This is a genomic window from Undibacterium sp. Rencai35W, assembly GCF_049340185.1.
Taxonomy (GTDB): Bacteria; Pseudomonadota; Gammaproteobacteria; order Burkholderiales; family Burkholderiaceae_D; genus Undibacterium.
In genome coordinates this window covers 241,923-262,314 of sequence record NZ_JBMPPC010000005.1, presented here as the reverse complement: position 1 = coordinate 262,314, position 20,392 = coordinate 241,923, and the positions used below count along the sequence as shown (strand labels likewise).

Below are 20,392 nucleotides of genomic sequence, written 5' to 3'. Positions count from 1 at the left end.
ACGACAGCGATTAAATTACTTCGCCGATTTACCTCGCTAAAAACGAGGATATATATTGGAAACGCGCTGCACTGCCGGGCAGCGCGTTACACCATTAGAATGTGCCAAAATTTATTTCGCCAGCAGAGTGTTTTCATCTTTAAAACGCGACAGGCTGGTTTCAAGATGCTGCGCCAAAGTATCTGCTGAATTCACCCGCATCCCCAGCTCACGTAATAAACCGTCATGCAGGCCGTACACCCAGCCGTGAATCGTGAGGTTCTGTGAACGTTCCCAGGCATCTTGCACAATCGTAGTCTGGCACAGGTTCACGACTTGTTCTATCACGTTCAGCTCACACAAGCGATTACTCTTTTCACGTTCGGTATAGACATCACCGAGATACGCTTCATGCTTCTGATGCACGTCCTGGACATGCCGCAACCAGTTATCCGCCAGGCCAACACGACGACGTGTCAGCGCCGCATGCACGCCGGAGCAGCCATAGTGTCCGCAAATGATGACATGCTTTACGCGCAGGACATCAATCGCAAACTGCAATACAGACAAACAATTGAGATCGGTGTGAACCACGACGTTCGCGATGTTCCTGTGGACAAATAGCTCACCTGGCAACAAACCTAATAATTCGTTGGCAGGAACGCGGCTGTCAGAGCAACCGATCCACAGATATTCTGGAGATTGTTGCGCAGCGAGTTTCTTAAAAAAATCCGCGTCTTTGGCATTAATTGCATCTGCCCATTGACGATTATTCTGAAGAAGTTGCTCAGGAGAGAGAATGGATTGGTCTTGCGTGCTCATACTTGCCCTTCATTTTCAACAGGCGTGATTTTAACCGAGAATCCACTCTAAATTTAAATCCATTGAAAAGAAGTCCGCAGGTCATTTCATCAAGAAAATAAAAAACGCGGCAGTCAATTTGACTACCGCGTTTTTGAACTACCCTTATACCGCCTAGATCAATCTGTGATTTAGGTTTTCAGGTTTTCGACTAGTCTCTGCTAATCAATAACATTAGCGAAAGCCGCTTTTTTCCTCGCCAGTATCAGCCAGCATCGCTTTTTTCAGGGAACTGTCGACTGGTTTTTCACCAAGCCAGATACGTAACAAGGCATTATTAAAAGCGATATCAGGATATGGCTCACCCAGTTTTTTACCGTTTAAATAAAACGTTGTTCCTACACCAGGCACCCAGTCAGTCAGCATGATGTCACCTTTTTTCAACTCAGGCACCGAGGCGAATAATTCACCTAAGCGCAGAAATTGCATGGTTAATTTACCTTTCTCGGCCTTATCGGTATTTTGCTGAATACCGGACATGAAACCTCGGCCAAACTCCTCATTACCAAGATCGCGCAACATCACGATTGTGACGCGCCTGGGGCCGGTAGAAGCCAAGATATCAGGCACTGTCGTCTTTTTACTTGGTAAGTAAAGGCCAGCTGCGTAGACTTTAAAAATCGCTTTGTAGCGAATGCCAGCGCCATTGAGTTTTAAATCGGTATTTGCCAGATGTACTGTGTCTTCAAACTTCGCACCTGCCACTTCTGTTGTTGCTGCATGCGTAACCAGACTTGCAGACGCAAACAATGCTGCGACCAACAAGCGCTTACTTGTATTCCAAACCATATTTGTCTCCATTAATTTTTTTTACCCTTATTTTTCGCACGGGCGTCTCATTATGCAATGCGAAGTTAGAGTAAGCCCACTAAGCAGTCATGACGAAAGCAATTCGTTGCCACCTCACCACAGAGTTAAGCTTACCTGAAATTATTTGCGTCTGCCTTGCTTAAGCGCAGTGCGGAAAGAGGTAATTTGGATATGAATTAGCAGAAAATAAGACGTTTCAACGAGATATGTGATGACTGACATGATGGATTGTCAAGCCCTGCCTCTGTAATACAAAGTACAAAACGTAGGCGTAAAAAAACCTGCCAGATATCTGGCAGGTTTCGGATTTATTGCCCGTCATCAGATGACAGGCAATGGGCCTTAAACGCTTATCGGTTACTCAAAAAACTTTTTGACCTTATCCATCCAGGTCTTGCTTTGCGGATTATGCTTGGCCCCGCCTTCAACTGTGAGTTGCTCAAAATTACGCAGCAATTCTTTTTGTTTGTCCGTTAATTTAACAGGGGTTTCAATCACAACATGACAAAACAAATCCCCCGCATAACCTGAACGTACACCCTTCACACCCTTGCTACGTAAGCGGAACGTCTTACCAGATTGTGTGCCTTCCGGGATCGTGAATGAGGCTTTACCACTTAAAGTAGGAACTTCGATATCACCACCCAATGCGGCTTTCACAAAGGAAATTGGCATTTCGCAATGGAGATCGTCACCTTCCCGCTGGAATACAGGATGTTGCTTGATGTGGATTTCAACATATAAATCACCCGGAGGACCACCGTTCACGCCTGGTTCGCCATTACCCGACGAACGGATACGCATGCCATCATCAATACCGGCCGGTATTTTGACTTCCAGCGTTTTGTTACGCTTGATGCGACCAACACCGGAGCAGCTAGTGCAAGGGTCGGGAATCATCTTGCCTGTGCCATGGCACTTGGGGCAAGTTTGCTGAATACTGAACAGCCCTTGTTGCATACGTACCTGACCATGTCCTGCACAGGTGCTGCAAGTAACCGGTTGGGTACCGGGCTTGGCACCGGAACCGTGACAGGTTTCGCACTCATCCCAGCTTGGTACACGTATCGTTGTATCAAAGCCGTTAGCAGCTTGCTCTAAGCTGATTTCCAGGTTGTAGCGTAAATCAGCACCGCGATACACTTGCGGACCGCTACTGCGACCACGCCCGCCGCCGAAAATATCACCAAAAATATCACCAAAAGCATCAGCAAAACCAGCGCCGCCAGCACCGCCGCCGCCGCCCATATTCGGGTCAACGCCTGCATGTCCGTAACGATCATAGGCGTCACGCTTTTGCGCATCGGACAGCATCTCGTAGGCCTCTTTCGCCTCCTTGAATTTTTCTTCCGAAGTTTTGCTATCCGGATTACGGTCCGGATGATATTTCATCGCCAGTTTGCGATATGCTTTTTTGATTTCATCTTCCGTGGCATTTTTTGCTACGCCCAGAATTTCGTAAAAATCACGCTTCGCCATCTCTTTACACCTTGTTCTTTGCGCCTTATTAACTCTCAGCGAATTAAGCAAAAACGCCGAGCAGGAAAATCGCGACTACGATCAACCTGCCCGGCGAGTCTTGGCGGGGATTACCCGCCGGACTAATTACTTACCGTCTTTGACTTCTTTGAAGTCTGCATCGACAACATCATCGTCTTTTGCATGCGCGTCAGCTGTACCGGCGGCACCTGCTGCACCGCCCGCCGCAGCCTGCTGAGCTTGCATGTCTGCATAGACTTTTTCACCCAACTTTTGTGACGCTGTGGACAAAGCACCGATTTTGGTATCGATCTCAGCCTTGTCACCATTCTTCAGGATATCTTCCAGATCTTTGATAGCGGCTTCAATTTTTTCTTTCTCGCCCGCTTCCAGCTTGTCGCCATGCTCGCTTAAGGCTTTTTTAGTCGAATGAACTAATGCATCGCCTTGATTGCGAGATTCTGCCAATTCCTTGACCTTTTTATCTTCTTCCGCATTCAACTCGGCATCTTTCACCATTTTTTGAATTTCTTCTTCAGTCAAACCGGAGTTTGCCTTAATGGTGATTTTGTTTTCCTTACCGGTTGCCTTGTCTTTTGCACCTACATGCAAAATACCGTTCGCGTCGATATCAAAAGTCACTTCAATTTGTGGTGTGCCACGTGCTGATGGTGGAATACCTTCCAGATTGAACTCACCGAGACCTTTGTTACGGGCAGCGATTTCGCGCTCACCTTGGTAAACTTTAATCGTTACTGCCGGCTGATTATCATCTGCTGTCGAGAATACCTGGCTGAACTTGGTAGGAATCGTTGTATTCTTTTGGATCATCTTCGTCATTACACCACCTAGAGTCTCAATACCCAGAGACAACGGTGTCACGTCGAGCAACAACAAATCCTTACGATCGCCAGACAGAACTGAACCTTGAATCGCTGCGCCAACGGCAACAGCCTCATCCGGGTTCACATCTTTACGTGGTTCTTTGCCAAAGAATTCTTTAACCAGTTCCTGAACCTTGGGCATACGCGTCATACCACCAACCAGAATGATGTCATCGATGTCTGAGGTTTTTACGCCTGCATCTTTGATCGCCATGCGGCATGGGTCCATCGTTTTCTGGATCAGTTCTTCAACCAAAGCTTCCAACTTCGCACGAGTGATTTTCAAATTCAAATGCACAGGTGCGCCATTTGCCATGGCGATGTAAGGCTCGTTAATTTCTGTTTGCTGCGAGCTGGACAATTCAATCTTTGCGCGTTCTGCAGATGCTTTGATACGTTGCAAAGCGATAGGATCCTTGGACAAATCCAGACCGTTGATCTTTTTGAATTCCTCGATGATGTAGTCAATGATGCGTTGATCAAAATCTTCGCCGCCCAAGAAAGTATCGCCATTCGTAGACAATACTTCAAACTGCATTTCGCCATCTACGTCAGCGATTTCGATAATCGATACGTCAAAAGTACCGCCACCCAAATCGTAAACTGCAATCTTGCGATCGCCTTTTTCTTTTTTATCCAGACCAAACGCCAACGCAGCAGCTGTTGGCTCATTGATGATACGCTTGACATCCAGACCAGCAATACGGCCTGCATCCTTAGTTGCCTGACGTTGTGCGTCATTGAAGTAAGCAGGCACAGTAATAACTGCTTCTGTCACTTCTTCACCGAGGTAGTCTTCAGCAGTTTTTTTCATTTTGCGCAAAACTTCAGCAGAAATTTGTGGTGGTGCCAAACGCTTATCGCGTACGGAAACCCAGGCATCGCCGTTGTCTGCTTTGGAGATTGTGTAAGGCATCAGACCAATGTCTTTTTGCACTTCTTTTTCGTCGAATTTACGACCAATCAAACGCTTGACCGCAAACAATGTATTTTTTGGATTGGTCACTGCCTGACGTTTTGCAGATGCGCCGACCAGAATTTCGCCGTCTTCTTGGTAAGCAATGATCGACGGCGTAGTACGCGCGCCTTCTGCATTTTCAATAACTTTTGGCTGGCCGCCTTCCATGATAGCGACGCAAGAGTTGGTGGTACCTAAATCAATACCGATCATTTTTCCCATGATATTTCCTTTTTAGTTTAATTATTTGATATTTATTGAGCTGCTTTACGTAGTGTTGCCGCTCTGTTGTTCTGGATATAGGGCAAAAAACCCTAGTTTCAAGCATTTTTTATCGTTTTTTTGCCTGTTTTTACTATTTTCCTTGCGCCACGGTAATCAATGCTGGCCGCAATAAACGATCGGCAATCGTGTAACCCTTTTGCAGTACCGTCACAACCGTGTTTGCATCTTGCTCAGCAGGCACCATGGAAATTGCCTGATGCTTGGCTGGATCTAACTTCTCACCCTGAACAGGGTTAATTTCAAGCAAACGGTTTTTTTCAAACGCCGCGCTCAATTGTTTCAGCGTCATTTCTACACCTTCTTTGAGAGACTCAATCGATGGTGTTTCTACTTTTAAAGCCATTTCCAGACTATCTTTAACCGGAACCATTGCTTCAGCAAAACCTTCTATCGCAAATTTATGCGCCTTCGCGATATCCTCTTGGGCACGGCGACGGATATTCTCACCCTCAGCCTTAGCGCGCATGAACGCGTCCTGCAGCTCCAGAACTTTGGCTTCCAGCTGCGCTAATGTCTCGTTTGCATTAGTCTCTGCGGCATCAGCATCTTGTGCAGCATCAGTCACCGATTCCACGACAGGTTCTGCGGGCACTTCTGCATTAACGTTGTCTACGGGCTTTTCTTGGTCTTGCATCGTTTATCTCCAAATCAAATACACATTTCTTAGGAAATGGGGGGTAACCATGTCATTTCAAGGGGTATTCATGAACTTTTTCGGGGATTAACGGCGAGGGCAGCGCAAGTAACGACAATATGCTACTTAATTAGACGTTTTGTTACAAATTTTACATGGGTTAAGCCTGGAAAATCCCGGTAAACCCACTACCATTATTAGTGAGATTCGTGCGTTCACCCCGACCATGAATAGCTCCTGTCAGCTCACTGAGGAGATTGCTAAAATGAAATTATCTCTTATTTCCATCGTCGTTTGCGCATATACCGTGATCGTGGTTGCTTGGATTTGTATGTCGCAAGCGAATATTATTTAAAACACAGCCAACTCAAGTAAACCCGCAATAAATTTTTCTGAATACCATCAAACTCCCTACAAGCAGATCTGTTACACAGCTAAATTTTTCCACTTGAATCGAAAATCAAGCCTAGTCGCGTAAAATTGCTAACTTTAGACGGCTTTTAGCAAAAAGGAACTCAGGCATGATTTTCGTCACTGGTGGCGCAGGCTTTATTGGCGCCAATTTTGTACTCGATTGGCTAGCGCAAAGCGATGAGTCCGTCCTCACATATGACAAACTGACTTACGCAGGCAATCTGAACAATCTTGTAAGCTTACGCAGCGACCCTCGCCACTTGTTTGTACAAGGGGACATCAACGACCAAGATCAATTTACCAAGTTGCTTGAGCAACATCAGCCAAGGGCTGTTTTACATTTTGCGGCAGAAAGCCATGTAGATCGCTCTATTCTCGGACCTGCCGCATTTGTAACTACCAATATCAATGGCACCTTCCACTTATTAGAAGCGACCAGAACGTATTGGCAAAAATTATCCGCACCAGAAAAATCGGTATTTCGCTTCTTACATGTATCTACTGATGAAGTCTACGGTACGCTTAGCGCGGATGATCCGCCTTTTTCGGAAACTACCCCCTATGCGCCGAACAGTCCATATTCCGCATCAAAAGCAGCATCCGATCATCTGGTGCGCTCGTATCATCATACTTATGGACTACCTACTCTAACAACGAATTGCTCTAATAATTACGGTGCCTACCATTTCCCCGAGAAATTAATCCCGCTCATTATTACCAACGCTCGTGCCGGTAAAGAATTACCCGTTTATGGTGACGGTCAGCAGGTACGTGACTGGCTATACGTGAATGATCATTGCGCTGCAATACGCCGCGTATTGTTAGATGGGCAGATTGGCGAAACTTATAATATTGGCGGATGGAACGAGCAAACCAATCTGAGTGTTGTCCATACCTTGTGTGACTTGCTGGATGAGCTTCGGCCGAAAAAAACCGGTAGCTACCGCGACCAGATCCGGCACATCACAGACCGCCCGGGACACGACAGACGTTACGCCATTGATGCCAGAAAAATTGAGCGGGACCTTGGCTGGAAACCAGCAGAAACGTTTGAGACGGGCCTGAGAAAAACTGTTGAATGGTATCTGGCAAATGATACTTGGGTGAACCAGGTTCAGTCGGGTGATTATCTAAAATGGGTAGATTTGCAATATAGCAATAGAACGGAGGCGATATGATGCGAACTACCAGTCTCAGAAAAGGCATTATATTAGCGGGAGGCTCAGGCACCAGACTGTATCCGGTAACGCAAGCAGTATCCAAGCAATTGCTGCCGGTGTATGACAAGCCAATGATCTATTACCCTTTAACTAGCCTAATGTTAGCGGGCATCCGTGAAATTTTGATTATTTCAACACCTCAGGATACGCCACGCTTTAAAGAGTTATTAGGTGATGGATCCCAATGGGGAATCAATTTGCAATATGCCGTCCAACCTAACCCGGACGGACTGGCACAAGCCTTTATTATCGGACGAGAATTTGTTGGTGACTCACCTTCTGCGCTAATTCTCGGCGACAATATTTATTATGGCAATGAATTTGAAAGCCAGTTACGTGCTGCGGACGAAGGTATATCTGGAGCGACCGTATTTGCGTACCATGTGCATGATCCGGAGAGATACGGTGTAGTCGAGTTCAATCAGAACAGACAGGCTGTCAGTATCGAAGAAAAACCCGTAAAGCCAAAATCTAATTATGCGGTCACCGGCTTATATTTTTATGATCAACAAGTACTGGAAATTGCGGCGAGCATGAAACCGTCGGCTCGCGGTGAATTAGAAATTACCGATGTCAACAACGCCTATTTAAAGCAAGGTCAGTTGCATGTAGAACTAATGGGGCGTGGCATGGCATGGCTGGATACCGGTACGCATGAGTCATTGCTAGAGGCAGGTCAATTCATCGCCACCATAGAAAAGCGTCAAGGATTAAAAGTTGCATGCCCAGAGGAAATCGCCTATCGCCGCGGATACATTGATGATGCTCAGCTAGAAATGCTCGCGCAACCGCTCAAAAAGAACGACTACGGGCGTTATTTATTACAGCTATTAAATGGAAACGCCTACTAAATCGCAAGGTAGCTTACTTAAAATGAGCCCCCATTAAAATCAGTTCGCTTAAATTAAAACGATAATAAATCTTTGCATATGAACATCATACAAACCAACCTGCCAGAAGTTGTCATCATCGAGCCACGTGTCTTCAGTGATAACCGTGGTCATTTTTATGAAAGTTTTAATGCAAAAAAATTCGCCGATCTTACAGGTATTAAAAGTGACTTCGTTCAGGACAATCACTCCCGATCAACAAAAAATGTGCTCAGGGGAATGCACTACCAGATCAGGCAAGCGCAAGGTAAATTGGTACGAGTCATATCAGGTGAGGTATTCGATGTTGTAGTTGACTTGCGTAAAAGCTCACCACATTTCGGCCAATGGACAGGGATCACCTTGTCCGCCGCCAATCGCTTACAACTGTGGATACCGCCAGGATTTGCTCATGGCTTTTTGGTTACCAGTGATGATGCTGAGTTTCTATACAAAACTACCGATTATTGGGCGCCGGAACACGAACGCTGCCTGCAATGGGACGATCCTGCTATCGGCATTCAATGGCCTTTATTGCACCCGCCCGTGATGTCGGCCAAAGACCAGCAAGGAAAACTGCTAGTTGATGCTGAGGTTTTTGAATGAGGATATTATTGACCGGCAGCACAGGGCAAGTAGGTAATGCATTATTACGCCAGCTACAAGGTCTGGGGACGATCATTGCTCCCAGGCGCGATCAGCTGGACTTGAGTCAACCAACGCTGGTGCGACAAACCATCCGTGATCTTCAGCCCGACCTGATTCTGAATCCCGGTGCCTACACCGCTGTTGATAAAGCTGAGAGTGAGCCAGACCTGGCCAATGCAATTAATGCAGAGTCACCGGCCGTCATGGCAGAAGAAGCAAAAAAATTGGGTTGCATCTTGATTCACTACTCTACCGACTACGTATTCAGCGGTAATAAGCAAGACGACTCAGGTAATTGGGTGTCTTACAAAGAACAGGATGCACCCCATCCAATGAATGTCTACGGGCACAGCAAACTCTCCGGTGAACAGGCAATTATGCAAAGTGGCTGCCGCCATTTAATCTTTCGCACCAGCTGGGTATATTCCTTATTTGGCAAGAATTTTTTGCTGACCATGCTACGACTTGCCAATGAACGGACTGAACTCAAGGTAGTTAACGATCAGTGGGGCGCGCCTACTTCTGCTGACTGGCTGGCCCAAGCAACTTCAGACATCGTGCGGCAAATTCAGCAAACCAAAAAACCTGGCGAGTGGTGGGCGGAGCACCAAGGGCTTTATCATATGACACCAGCAGGTAAAACAAGCTGGTGCGGGTTTACCGAAGAAATTATTGCTCAAGCCAGCAAACGCCAATTGTTGCTCAAAGAAGCACCACACGTACACGGCATCCCCTCAAGTGACTACCCAACTCCAGCCCGCAGACCAAATAACTCACTGCTTGATACTGCGAAGCTGACCCAGCATTTTTGTATTCAAACGCCAACATGGCAAGCGGCGCTGGATAGCTGCCTGACCAACTCCGCACTCAATCAATAAGTGACTAATAACCAATGTCACTAAAGCGAAATACCTTATGGAATCTGCTCGGCAACGGCTTACCTCTGATTGCGGCTGCGATCTTTACTCCTTACACCTTACGACAGTTAGGCAACGAGGCATTTGGTGTATTAACACTGATCTGGGCATTAATCGGCTACTTCAGTCTGTTTGACTTCGGAACCGGACGAGCGCTCACCTATGAGATCAGTAGACTAAGATCCAACGCGCAACCCAAGTTGATTCCGGCAGTTTTAAAAGCGGGGCTTATGCTGACTGCAGCTACCGGAACTTTGGGCACACTGATCATGATTGTACTGGCACCACATCTGGCGCAAAATTGGTTAAAAATCAGTCTGCCATGGCAAGAAAATGCACAATTAGCCTTTGAAATTGCGGCCCTAGGCGTCATCCCAACCGCCGTCACAAGTGGCTTGAGAGGCGCCATGGAGGGAATGGAACGATTCCGTGCCTCTAATATGAATCGCATTTTCCTCGGTTTTTGCATGTTCACCTTACCAGCAATAGCAATCAAATTGCACGGCCCCAGCCTGTGGCAAATTGCACTCTACCTAGCCATGGCGCGCTTGCTTGTAGTTTTCGGTGGCATGCTGCAACTGCGTGAATACCTGTTCATCAAAAAAAGTGATGTGACAGAGACGACAACAGATCCGGAATACGCACTATCACAACGCATACGCAGCCTGATGTCGTATGGATTATGGGTAACCCTTTCCAGCATCATTAGCCCTCTCATGGTCTTTGGCGACCGGTTCTTTGTCAGCGCAATGGTAGGAGCAGATCAACTATCGATTTATGCAATTCCTCAGGAGGGATTGATGAGACTGTTGATCGTTCCTATGGCAATTTGCGGTGCCTTGTTACCGTTGTTTGCCACGTTCTCCGACTATCAGGCACTAAAAGAAAGTTATCGACAGAATTACAAACGTATGGCAATGATCATGCTGGGACTATGCAGCGTAACTGCATTAATTGCCTACCCTGGGCTAAGTCTTTGGCTTTCCCCTGACTTTGCCAAAGATGCATTGCCAATCACCCTCATACTTACGGCGGGAACCTTTTTAAATGGTATCGCTTTGGTACCACATACCTTCTTGCATGCTCAAGGTCAGACAAAAAAGACCGCACAATTTCACTTGTTTGAATTAGTCTTGTATATTGCCGCGCTATACATTCTTGCCAGAGAATTTGGATTAATTGGCGCAGCGCTGGCATGGACTTTCCGGGTTACTCTGGATTGGGGATTGTTACACCTAGCAGCGAAACAACACTTGAAAAAACTGCCTTTTCAAGACCTTAGTATCGATCGTAAGAAATGACCAACGAACCATCTGACTTATCCGCTCCCCTCATCGCCGCAGTTGTAGTAGGCTTTTTTCCTGAGGTTGATGTTCTGCAAGCTCTATTAAGTAGGCTACATACGCAAGTACAGCAACTCTACCTCGTCGATAACGGGGGCTGCGACGCATTAGATCTCAGTGCGCTGCCAGGCTGTCAGCATATTAAATTAGATAAAAATTATGGTCTTGGCTATGCTCTGAATAAGGGTTTTGAAGCAGCAAACAAAAATGGCGCAAGTTATGTCGCTACCTTTGACCAAGATAGCGCACCACCTGACAATCTGATAGCTACTCTCTTCGCACAACACCTGCTTTTAAAAAATAAACAGATCAATTGTGCGGCAATCGGTCCCAGCTTCTTCGACCGGAGAGAAATTAAAAAAGTATATTTCCCCTTTTATAAAGAGGGTACCAAGGGAATTCAAACAATACTCCCGCAAAATCACATGGACAATACTAAAATTGTTGAGGTCGATGTATTGATCACATCTGGCATGTTGATTAGAACGGATGCATGGCTAGATACACTACGTTACGACGATGGAATGTTTGTTGATTACACTGACACCGAGTGGTGCTTCAGAGCGAGAGATAAAGGCTATCGCCTGTTTGGCAGCACGGAAGTGCAGATGGGTCATGCCTTATCTGATGCGCCTCCGGTAAGGTTGTTTAAGCTGAATTTCTTCCACTATTCCGCTTTACGGCGTTACTATTATTTCAGAAATACTTTATTAATTTGTAAAAAACCCTATGTCTCTGCTGCGTGGAAAAAAAGACTTTTGACGGGACTGGCGTTACGATTTATCGTCAGCCTGTTCTATGAGAGTAAGCGCTGGTCACAATTTATAATGATGTGCAAAGGGATATGGGCTGGATTACATAATAAAAATGGCGCCTATTCCAAGTAAAGCCAAGTATCAATAATCAAATAACAGATCAGATAATCATAAGAAAGATCAGGAAATGTGGATGGAGAGAACCGCATGATCCATATTGCTATCGTAAGCCATGGACACGAAGAATTACTCATCGCGAGTAATCTGGGGGGATTGCTTCAGGCTGGTGAAGGGATCCGCGTTTGGGTAAAGGATAACAAGCCTTCAGCTCGTTTAAAGATTTATTGCCATGAGCATCTTGTTACTTACGTCGATCGCATGCCAGGGCTAGGCTTTGGAGAAAATAATAATTTTTTGTATGCACAAATCAAATCGGAATGTGGTTTTCAGCAGGGTGATTACTTCGTCGTGCTCAATCCTGATTTAAGTATTGCCCCTGAGACGCTACTGGCACTGATTGAGCAAATGAAAAAAGATGCATGCGCTCTGGCTACAATCAATCTCTACAGAGACCAGGAATACTTGACCAGTGATGCGAATATCCGTCGCTTCCCCACCTTATTCTCTTTGTTGAGAATGACTATCAAGCGCTCCATTACAAAAAATTATGACAAAAAGAATATGCGCTCAGCCTGCCATGTCGACTGGGCATCGGGCGCTTTTCTCGTCTTCGATGCCATGCATTACGCCGCACTACAAGGTTTTGATCAAGCCTATTTCATGTATTTTGAGGATGTCGATATTTGCTATCGTTCGCAGCAGTTGTTGGGTAAGGGAGTTTTATATTATCCGCAGTTCAAGGCAATTCACCTTGCAGCGCATAAAAACAGAAACATTATTTCTCAACATGCAATCTGGTTTTTTAGTAGTTTCATGAAATTTTTATCACGCCGTTATTTTCTTTATCAGCGACAAAAACCTCTATCTGCCTCCAACTGGGCAAAATAGCTAATGAGTCAAATATTCTTACTCACAGGAGCTACTGGCTTTGTAGGACAAGCGGTGCTGTATCAATTGCAGCAACAACAATCAAAAGTAATCTGTGTTAGCCGCCAGCACACGATTAATCCACAATCTGGTAATACTATTTATCAGCACATTCCAGAACTAGGCTCTGCAACACAGTGGGAGACCACATTGACGGGAATCACTCATATCATCCACTGCGCCGCCCGTGTCCACGTCATGAACGAGACGGCTGCCGATCCTCTAGCCTTGTTTCGGGAAGTGAATGTTGATGCTACGCTGAATCTGGCGCGGCAAGCTGCTGCTGCAGGCGTCCGGCAATTTATTTTTATCAGTTCAGTGAAGGTCAACGGCGAAGCGACTGCCAAAGGCTTGCCATTTAGCGAAGACAGCGCCCCTCATCCTGAAGATGCATACGGCATCTCAAAACATGAGGCAGAGCAAGCGCTGCTGGCGCTTGGTCGTGAAACGGGCATGGGGATTACCATCATTCGTCCGCCGCTAGTTTATGGTCCGGGTGTGAAGGCGAATTTTTTGAGTATGCTGCGCTGGGTTAAAAAGGGATTTCCCTTACCGTTCGCCAGCGTGGACAACCGCCGCAGCTTTGTCTGTCTGGATAATCTGGTGAGTCTGATACTGACCTGCATCGACCATCCAAAAGCGATGCAAGAGGTATTTTTGGTATCCGATGGACAGGACTTATCTACTGCCCAGCTATTACAATACTGTGCAAGCGCTTTACAGGTGCCGTCGCGCTTATTCCCATTCCCACCGGGCGGGTTGATGCTGGCAGCTAGAATCGTGGGGAAACAGTCTGTCGCTGAACGTTTATGCGGGTCTTTACAAGTCGACATCAGCAAAGCGCAGCGCTTACTCGGCTGGACACCACCCTGTACGGTGCAGCAAGGCTTGCAGGCAACAGCGGCGGCACTGCATCAACCCTCAAACAGCGCCTGAACAATCTGAAGGATATTTTTTGAAACGTGCTTTTGATCTTTTTCTGGCCTTGATTGCCGCCAACATCTTATTTGTCCCTATCGTACTGACGGCCATCTGCGTACGGCTTAGCTCGCCGGGGCCGGTCGTGTATTGGTCTAATCGCGTCGGTCGCTATAATCGCATTTTTAAAATGCCTAAATTCCGCAGTATGCGTATTGATACGCCGGCGGTAGCAACCCATCTGCTCAGCAATCCGGATCAGTATCTGACTCCCATCGGTTCTTTTCTCAGAAAATCGAGTTTAGATGAGCTACCGCAGTTATGGAGCATACTCAACGGCGATATGAGTTTTGTCGGCCCCCGTCCTGCGCTTTATAATCAGGATGATTTGATTGCACTGCGGTCAGAGCGTCAGATTGATCGTATCCTGCCAGGCCTGACCGGCTGGGCGCAAATCAACGGACGTGATGAATTACCTATCCCTGCCAAAGTCGAACTTGATGCCTACTATGTACAGCATCAGTCGTTCTGGCTCGATATCAAAATATTGTTTCTCACTTTTTACAAAGTAGTCAGGCGTGATGGCGTTACTCACTAGCCTAGTAGTCAATGAATACACAATTGATCTCTCGTAAAAACACGCAAGGACAAATTCCTTACTTCGAATAAGAATAAAAATCGCATGCAATTTCTTCTCGCTTTACCCCGTTTAAAAAAGCAAGCCATTGCCGCACTGGCAGATACCGTGTGTTTGCCTCTGACTTTTATCCTCGCGATCTGGCTGCGTTATGACGGTTTAAGTATCGAAGTATTGTCGCATTACGCAATATTGATCGTCGCTGTACCGCTGGTGTCTATCCCCATATTTATTCGTATCGGCCTATACCGTGCGGTTATCCGTTACCTTGATCAAAAAATTATCTACATCGTGGTGCTCGGCGTCACCATGTCCGTCTTATTTTTGGCTTTCGTCAGTGTAATGACGCACATCATGGCACTGTCTCGTGCAGTGTTTGGCATCTACTGGGCGGGGGCGATCTTATACGTTGGCGCAAGCCGTTTGCTAGTGCGGTCTTATCTACTGGGTGTCAACCGGAATGACGACGCCATCAAAGTCGCCATCTACGGCGCTGGCAAAGCAGGCGTGCAACTCGCTACCGCCTTACGTTCCAGCGATGAATACGTCTGCGTTGCCTTCATTGATGACAATCTGAATGTGCAAGGCTCGCTGATCGCTGGCGTTAAAGTCAGCCCAGCTCAAGCCTTGCATAAACTCATAGATCAATACGAGATCAAAGAAATCCTGCTCGCCATGCCGTCGATTTCTAAAACGAGACAAAAACAAGTGCTTGATGAACTTGAACAATACAAGCTCAAGATCAAAGTCACACCATCAATTAAAAGTCTGGTGAATGGCGAACTCAGGGTACAGGACGTACGAGAAGTCGGGATTGAAGATTTACTAGGCCGCGATGCGGTCGAGCCAGATCCGCGTTTGCTGGCAACCTGCATCACTGATAAAAAAGTTTTGGTCAGCGGTGCAGGCGGATCGATCGGCTCCGAACTATGTCGTCAAATTTTAAACCAGCAACCAGCGCAACTGATTCTGCTCGACATGTCCGAATATGCGTTGTATGCGATTGAACATGAACTCAGCAGCTTGTGCGCAGCAATGAAGTCCCCTTGCGAGATTCTGCCTTTTCTCGGCTCAATTCACGACAGCGCAAAACTAGACAAAATTTTCCAGACCTATCAGATCGACACGGTCTATCACGCCGCCGCCTACAAGCATGTGCCACTGGTAGAACATAATCCAATCGAAGGCATACGCAATAATGTGTTTGGCACCCTGCGTCTGGCTGAAGCCGCGATCAAGGCGCAGGTCAAAAACTTTGTCCTGATTTCGACCGACAAGGCTGTTCGTCCTACAAATGTCATGGGAGCGACCAAACGTCTGGCCGAACTGATCCTGCAAGCCTGCGCACGCAAACAGACGACGACCCGATTCTGCATGGTACGTTTTGGAAATGTGCTGGGCTCGTCCGGCTCCGTGGTTCCCTTGTTCCGCCGGCAGATCATGCAAGGCGGCCCGATCACGCTGACGCATCCTGAGATTACGCGTTATTTTATGACCATCCCGGAAGCCGCACAGCTGGTGTTGCAAGCGGGCGCCATGACCGCCGACGGTGGCGGCGATGTCTTCGTACTCGACATGGGAGAGCCGGTCCGCATCATCGATCTGGCACGCCGGATGGTGCATCTGAGCGGCCTCGAAGTAAAATGTGATGCGACCCCCGACGGCACAATAGAAATCCACCATGTCGGCTTGCGCCCTGGCGAAAAACTGTATGAAGAACTGCTGATCGGCGACAACGTCGAGCGCACCACCCACCCGCTGATTATGCGCGCGCAGGAAAAAGAAATTCCCTGGCCCGAACTGCACGTCTTGCTACAACAGCTTGACATCGCCTGCACAGAATTTAACTACGAAGAAGTCCGTACTCTCTTGCTAAAAATAGTGGCAGAATACGAACCACAATGCGGTATCGAAGATTTTTTATGGCAAGCGCAGATACAACATCATTTGTCTGCTCAGCACTCGACCGAATCGACTTAATACGAATCGAATCAATAAGTAATAGAAAGATAGAAAGCCATCATGTCCCTACTCTCCCCCAGCATTTTTAAAGCCTATGACATCCGTGGCATTATCGGCAAAACTCTGGACGCCGATGTCGCCTACCTGATCGGTCAAGCCTTCGGTAGCGCAGCGCTGGCGAAAGGCGAACAAACCGTAATCATCGGACGCGATGGCCGCTTGTCCGGTCCTGACCTGATCAAAGCTCTGGCAAGCGGTCTGCAAGCAACCGGTGTCAACGTCATTGACCTCGGTATTGTTGCCACACCCATGGTGTATTTCGGCACGAATACCTTAGGTGCTGCATCCGGCATCATGGTCACTGGTAGTCACAATCCGCCGGACTACAACGGCTTCAAAATGGTGCTGGCTGGCGAAGCAATTTATGGCGATGCGATTCAGGCTTTGTATCAGACCATCTTGAATAAAGATTTCAAACAAGGCAGTGGCACTTATCAGACGCATGACATCAAGGTGGCCTATCTGCAACGCATCATCGGTGACGTCAAACTCGCGCGTCCGATCAAGATCGCGATTGATTGCGGCAATGGCGTGGCAGGTGCATTCGCTGGCGAACTGTATCGTGGTATGGGATGCGAAGTGACCGAATTGTTCTGCGAAGTCGATGGTAATTTCCCTAACCATCATCCCGATCCGGCACATCCGGAAAACCTGCAAGACCTGATCCGTGCTTTGCAAAACAGCGATGCCGAAATCGGTCTGGCGTTCGACGGCGATGGCGACAGACTCGGGGTGGTGACCAAAGATGGTCAAATCATTTATCCGGACCGTCAACTGATGTTGTTCGCAGAAGACGTCCTGACACGTAACCCCGGCGCGCAAATTTTGTATGACGTCAAATGCACACGTCATATTTCTGCCTGGGTCAAAGCACGCGGCGGTGTGCCGCTGATGTGGAAAACAGGCCACTCACTGGTCAAAGCAAAATTGCGTGAAACCGGCTCACCGCTCGGTGGCGAAATGAGCGGTCACATTTTCTTCAAAGATCGCTGGTATGGCTTTGACGACGGCATGTATGCCGGTGCCCGCTTGCTGGAGATTCTCAGCAAAGTCAGCGATATGACGGCGACATTAAACAGCCTGCCCCAATCTGACAGCACGCCAGAACTGCAATTACAACTCAATGAAGGTGAGAATTTTGCGATCATCGCCGAGATGCAAAAGAACGCCAACTTCCCCGGTGCCGATGAAGTGATTACCATCGATGGTCTGCGCGTCGAATATCCGGACGGCTTTGGCCTGGCACGTTCATCCAACACGACACCTGTGATTGTGATGCGATTCGAGGCAGAAAATCCCGCAGCACTGGCGCGTATTCAGGCGGCGTTAAAACAAGCCGTGCTGGCGGTAAAACCCGATGCTCGGCTGCCATATTAACTGCTCGGCGAAAGGCTAAACAAGCAACGCCCGATGACGAAGAACGACGCTCTTATTAATATCTGCACTGAAATTTGCACAACAATAAGAGCGTCAATGAAAGCGTCACCTCCCCCGCTCCGGATAAATGCATACCCCTAGGTAGTATCTTTCGTACCCCTAATAAAGATAAGCGGGTAAAGGCCTATTTTTATCATAAGTAGGGGGAGTATATGAAAAAACCCTCTCAACAAGCGATCTTATTGCTGTGAAAATCCTGCTCATCCGCGTCTCATCGCTAGGCGATGTCCTGCACAATATGCCGATTGTGAACGATCTGCTGCGCCGCTTCCCCGGCGCTCAAATCGACTGGGTCGTCGAAGAAGCCTATGTGCATCTGGTGAGGCTCAATCCCGGCATACAACAGGTTTTTCCGTTTGCATTACGCCGCTGGCGCAAGACCCTGATGAGCAAACCGACGCGTCAGGAGATTCGTGATTTTGTCCGTCAGTTACGCGCTCAGGAATACGATCTGGTACTTGATACGCAAGGTTTGCTCAAAACCGGCATCATCATGGGCATGGCAAAGATCACACCGACGGGCAAGAAAGTCGGCCTCGCGAATGGTACAGAAGGATCAGGCTATGAGGGTATTTCCCGCATTTTTCACACCGCCAGCGTAGCGGTCGATCCCCGCACTCATGCCGTCTTGCGCGGTCGCCTGGTCGCAGCACATGCCGGCGACTACACCGTCAACACTCCAGCCAGTTTTGGCCTGCGCCAGTTATATAGCCCATCGCAAACCCGACCGGCGTGGATGCCAGATCAGCCGTATGCCGTGTTCTTCCACGGTACTGCTGGCGCCTCAAAAAAATGGGCAAGAGAAAACTGGATACACCTTGCTAAGACCTTGCAGGCAGCAAATCTGCCTATCTTGCTCCCCTGGGGTAATACGGCAGAAAAAGCCGAAGCGGAACAGATGGCAGCACAAATACCCGACGCCACCGTACTACCGCAACTCTCCATGCAAGACGCCATCATCCTCGCCCAAGCCGCGCGCATTGCCATTGGCGTTGATACCGGACTGACCCATATTGCCGCTGCTTACGAAACACCGACCATCGAGATTTATTGCGATTCACCACGCTGGAAAACCGAAGGCAACTGGTCCGATCAGATTGTGAACCTGGGAGATAAAGGGCAGCCTGCTAATGTGGTCGAGGTGGAACGGGCTGTGCAAGCCTTACTGAGTAAAACTGTGTCGACTTAGATTGACGCGCTCCATCACAGCCCCCTCAACTGAAAGCGTAACCGATCGAGCTCGGTCAGCTAACTGAGATTTTGCGTCACTGATTTCATCTCCCCGTCATCAGCACAGTCTCTTTTTAAGGTATATTCCACCCTTGCCCTCGTTTCCAAAGAGGAAGTTTTTCCTCGCCTCTGATGATTTCCACTCGTAAAAATCTGGACGGCTTTGCTATCGCCGTTATGGTCTTGCTCTGTATTTGCTGGGGCTTGCAGCAAGTTGCGATTAAACTCGCTGCGCCTGTACTCAGCGCCAGCATGCAACTGGGTCTGCGCTCTGCTCTCGCTGCAATGCTAGTCATGCTCTTGATAGGAGTGCGTCGTATTCCATTTTCCCTACGCGACGGTAGTCTGCTTCCAGGTATTGCCGCTGGCGTGTTATTCGCGGTCGAGTTCATGTGTATCTCTATCGGGTTGAACTACACCTCGGCCTCGCATATGTCGGTGTTTTTGTACACGGCACCGATTTTTACAGTGATGGGCTTACATTGGCTGATCCCGGCAGAACGCATGCAAACCAGTCAGTGGCTAGGCATCGTCTCGGCATTTATTGGCGTGGCAATTGCTTTTTCAGCCGCACTTCAAACCAATGCACATGATCTCGGCGATATGCTGATTGGTGATGCGCTGGGCATTTTAGGTGGCATCTTATGGGCAGCAACGACTGTTGTGATACGTCGCTCCAAACTGTCCGAGGCGCAGCCGACCACGACCTTGCTGTATCAGCTGACAGGTGCGGCAGTATTGCTGCTTCTGTTTTCGGCGGCGAAAGGTGATTTTCAGTTACACGCCTGGGATGTCCATATCTGGATCAATCTTTTATTTCAGTCAGTTGTGATTGCATTTATCAGCTACCTGACCTGGTTCTGGCTGCTGCGCCGCTATCTGGCATCGCGCTTATCGGTATTCTCTTTTTTAACCCCCTTATTTGGTGTCGCTGCGGGCGTTGTGTTTTTGCATGATCCCATCAGTCCGCGCTTTGTGATGGGGGCGACACTGGTGCTGACCGGCATTGTGTTGGTCAATTTTCGTCGAAACTGATACTCTGCCG

General features: G+C 47.8%; 18 protein-coding genes. 13 read left to right on the top strand and 5 right to left on the bottom strand.

Features of this window, described 5'->3' with window-relative positions; genetic code table 11:
• Positions 1–111: 111 nt before the first annotated feature.
• The 5 genes from can to grpE all read right to left on the bottom strand — a co-directional run bounded on the left by can (position 112) and on the right by grpE (position 5,890).
• Positions 112–801 carry a carbonate dehydratase gene (gene can / locus ACO0K3_RS13060; RefSeq protein WP_422985233.1) on the bottom strand — a complete coding sequence of 230 codons (690 nt, stop codon included), beginning with the start codon at positions 799–801 and terminating at the stop codon, positions 112–114.
• 213 nt (positions 802–1,014) lie between these two features.
• Positions 1,015–1,629: a chalcone isomerase family protein gene (locus ACO0K3_RS13055; RefSeq protein ID WP_422985231.1), complete on the bottom strand. Its 615-nt coding sequence runs from the start codon at positions 1,627–1,629 to the stop codon at positions 1,015–1,017.
• A 378-nt stretch (positions 1,630–2,007) separates the two neighbouring features.
• Positions 2,008–3,129: a molecular chaperone DnaJ gene (dnaJ, locus tag ACO0K3_RS13050; RefSeq protein WP_422957612.1), complete on the bottom strand. Its 1,122-nt coding sequence runs from the start codon at positions 3,127–3,129 to the stop codon at positions 2,008–2,010.
• Between the two features lie 126 nt (positions 3,130–3,255).
• Entirely contained in the window at positions 3,256–5,193 is a 1,938-nt protein-coding gene (dnaK, locus tag ACO0K3_RS13045; RefSeq protein WP_422960791.1) for a molecular chaperone DnaK, read from the bottom strand.
• Positions 5,194–5,326: 133 nt separating this feature from the next.
• The gene (gene grpE, locus ACO0K3_RS13040) at positions 5,327–5,890 is read right to left on the bottom strand and encodes a nucleotide exchange factor GrpE (protein ID WP_422985229.1); all 564 of its coding nucleotides are present in this window, start codon (positions 5,888–5,890) and stop codon (positions 5,327–5,329) included.
• 521 nt (positions 5,891–6,411) lie between these two features.
• Between grpE and rfbB the strand changes: the two genes are divergently transcribed.
• From rfbB to ACO0K3_RS12975, 13 genes are all read left to right on the top strand, one after another.
• Entirely contained in the window at positions 6,412–7,482 is a 1,071-nt protein-coding gene (gene rfbB, locus ACO0K3_RS13035) for a dTDP-glucose 4,6-dehydratase (protein ID WP_422985227.1), read from the top strand.
• Positions 7,482–8,375 (top strand): glucose-1-phosphate thymidylyltransferase RfbA, encoded by an 894-nt coding sequence (rfbA, locus tag ACO0K3_RS13030; RefSeq protein WP_422985527.1) that lies wholly within the window; start codon positions 7,482–7,484, stop codon positions 8,373–8,375. The genes rfbB and rfbA overlap by 1 nt, the downstream gene beginning before the upstream one ends.
• Before the next feature lie 78 nt (positions 8,376–8,453).
• Positions 8,454–8,999, top strand: a complete 546-nt coding sequence (rfbC, locus tag ACO0K3_RS13025) for a dTDP-4-dehydrorhamnose 3,5-epimerase (RefSeq protein WP_422985225.1) — start codon at positions 8,454–8,456, stop codon at positions 8,997–8,999.
• The gene (rfbD, locus tag ACO0K3_RS13020) at positions 8,996–9,919 is read left to right on the top strand and encodes a dTDP-4-dehydrorhamnose reductase (protein ID WP_422985223.1); all 924 of its coding nucleotides are present in this window, start codon (positions 8,996–8,998) and stop codon (positions 9,917–9,919) included. The genes rfbC and rfbD overlap by 4 nt, the downstream gene beginning before the upstream one ends.
• A gap of 14 nt (positions 9,920–9,933) precedes the next feature.
• Positions 9,934–11,259: a flippase gene (locus ACO0K3_RS13015; RefSeq protein ID WP_422985221.1), complete on the top strand. Its 1,326-nt coding sequence runs from the start codon at positions 9,934–9,936 to the stop codon at positions 11,257–11,259.
• Positions 11,256–12,188, top strand: a complete 933-nt coding sequence (locus ACO0K3_RS13010; RefSeq protein ID WP_422985219.1) for a glycosyltransferase family 2 protein — start codon at positions 11,256–11,258, stop codon at positions 12,186–12,188. Before ACO0K3_RS13015 ends, ACO0K3_RS13010 begins: the two co-directional genes overlap by 4 nt.
• A gap of 141 nt (positions 12,189–12,329) precedes the next feature.
• Positions 12,330–13,064, top strand: a complete 735-nt coding sequence (locus ACO0K3_RS13005; protein ID WP_422985217.1) for a hypothetical protein — start codon at positions 12,330–12,332, stop codon at positions 13,062–13,064.
• Between the two features lie 3 nt (positions 13,065–13,067).
• A complete protein-coding gene (locus tag ACO0K3_RS13000; protein ID WP_422985215.1) occupies positions 13,068–14,039 on the top strand; it encodes a UDP-glucose 4-epimerase family protein in 972 nt (323 codons plus the stop codon).
• A gap of 19 nt (positions 14,040–14,058) precedes the next feature.
• Positions 14,059–14,619: a sugar transferase gene (locus ACO0K3_RS12995; RefSeq protein WP_422985213.1), complete on the top strand. Its 561-nt coding sequence runs from the start codon at positions 14,059–14,061 to the stop codon at positions 14,617–14,619.
• 84 nt (positions 14,620–14,703) lie between these two features.
• Positions 14,704–16,638 (top strand): polysaccharide biosynthesis protein, encoded by a 1,935-nt coding sequence (locus ACO0K3_RS12990; RefSeq protein WP_422985211.1) that lies wholly within the window; start codon positions 14,704–14,706, stop codon positions 16,636–16,638.
• Positions 16,639–16,680: 42 nt separating this feature from the next.
• On the top strand, positions 16,681–18,057 hold the full coding sequence (locus ACO0K3_RS12985; protein WP_422985209.1) for a phosphomannomutase/phosphoglucomutase: 1,377 nt from the start codon (positions 16,681–16,683) through the stop codon (positions 18,055–18,057).
• Between the two features lie 247 nt (positions 18,058–18,304).
• Positions 18,305–19,306: a lipopolysaccharide heptosyltransferase I gene (gene waaC, locus ACO0K3_RS12980; RefSeq protein ID WP_422985207.1), complete on the top strand. Its 1,002-nt coding sequence runs from the start codon at positions 18,305–18,307 to the stop codon at positions 19,304–19,306.
• Positions 19,307–19,479: 173 nt separating this feature from the next.
• Complete coding sequence (locus tag ACO0K3_RS12975; protein ID WP_422985205.1) at positions 19,480–20,382, top strand: DMT family transporter; 903 nt, start codon at positions 19,480–19,482, stop codon at positions 20,380–20,382.
• Positions 20,383–20,392 lie beyond the last annotated feature (10 nt).

Coding starts and splice junctions, on each gene's coding strand:
- can (WP_422985233.1), bottom strand. CDS start 801: ATGAGCACGCAAGACCAATCCATTCTCTCTCCTGAGCAACTTCTTCAG.
- ACO0K3_RS13055 (WP_422985231.1), bottom strand. CDS start 1,629: ATGGTTTGGAATACAAGTAAGCGCTTGTTGGTCGCAGCATTGTTTGCG.
- dnaJ (WP_422957612.1), bottom strand. CDS start 3,129: ATGGCGAAGCGTGATTTTTACGAAATTCTGGGCGTAGCAAAAAATGCC.
- dnaK (WP_422960791.1), bottom strand. CDS start 5,193: ATGGGAAAAATGATCGGTATTGATTTAGGTACCACCAACTCTTGCGTC.
- grpE (WP_422985229.1), bottom strand. CDS start 5,890: ATGCAAGACCAAGAAAAGCCCGTAGACAACGTTAATGCAGAAGTGCCC.
- rfbB (WP_422985227.1), top strand. CDS start 6,412: ATGATTTTCGTCACTGGTGGCGCAGGCTTTATTGGCGCCAATTTTGTA.
- rfbA (WP_422985527.1), top strand. CDS start 7,482: ATGCGAACTACCAGTCTCAGAAAAGGCATTATATTAGCGGGAGGCTCA.
- rfbC (WP_422985225.1), top strand. CDS start 8,454: ATGAACATCATACAAACCAACCTGCCAGAAGTTGTCATCATCGAGCCA.
- rfbD (WP_422985223.1), top strand. CDS start 8,996: ATGAGGATATTATTGACCGGCAGCACAGGGCAAGTAGGTAATGCATTA.
- ACO0K3_RS13015 (WP_422985221.1), top strand. CDS start 9,934: ATGTCACTAAAGCGAAATACCTTATGGAATCTGCTCGGCAACGGCTTA.
- ACO0K3_RS13010 (WP_422985219.1), top strand. CDS start 11,256: ATGACCAACGAACCATCTGACTTATCCGCTCCCCTCATCGCCGCAGTT.
- ACO0K3_RS13000 (WP_422985215.1), top strand. CDS start 13,068: ATGAGTCAAATATTCTTACTCACAGGAGCTACTGGCTTTGTAGGACAA.
- ACO0K3_RS12990 (WP_422985211.1), top strand. CDS start 14,704: ATGCAATTTCTTCTCGCTTTACCCCGTTTAAAAAAGCAAGCCATTGCC.
- ACO0K3_RS12985 (WP_422985209.1), top strand. CDS start 16,681: ATGTCCCTACTCTCCCCCAGCATTTTTAAAGCCTATGACATCCGTGGC.
- ACO0K3_RS12975 (WP_422985205.1), top strand. CDS start 19,480: ATGATTTCCACTCGTAAAAATCTGGACGGCTTTGCTATCGCCGTTATG.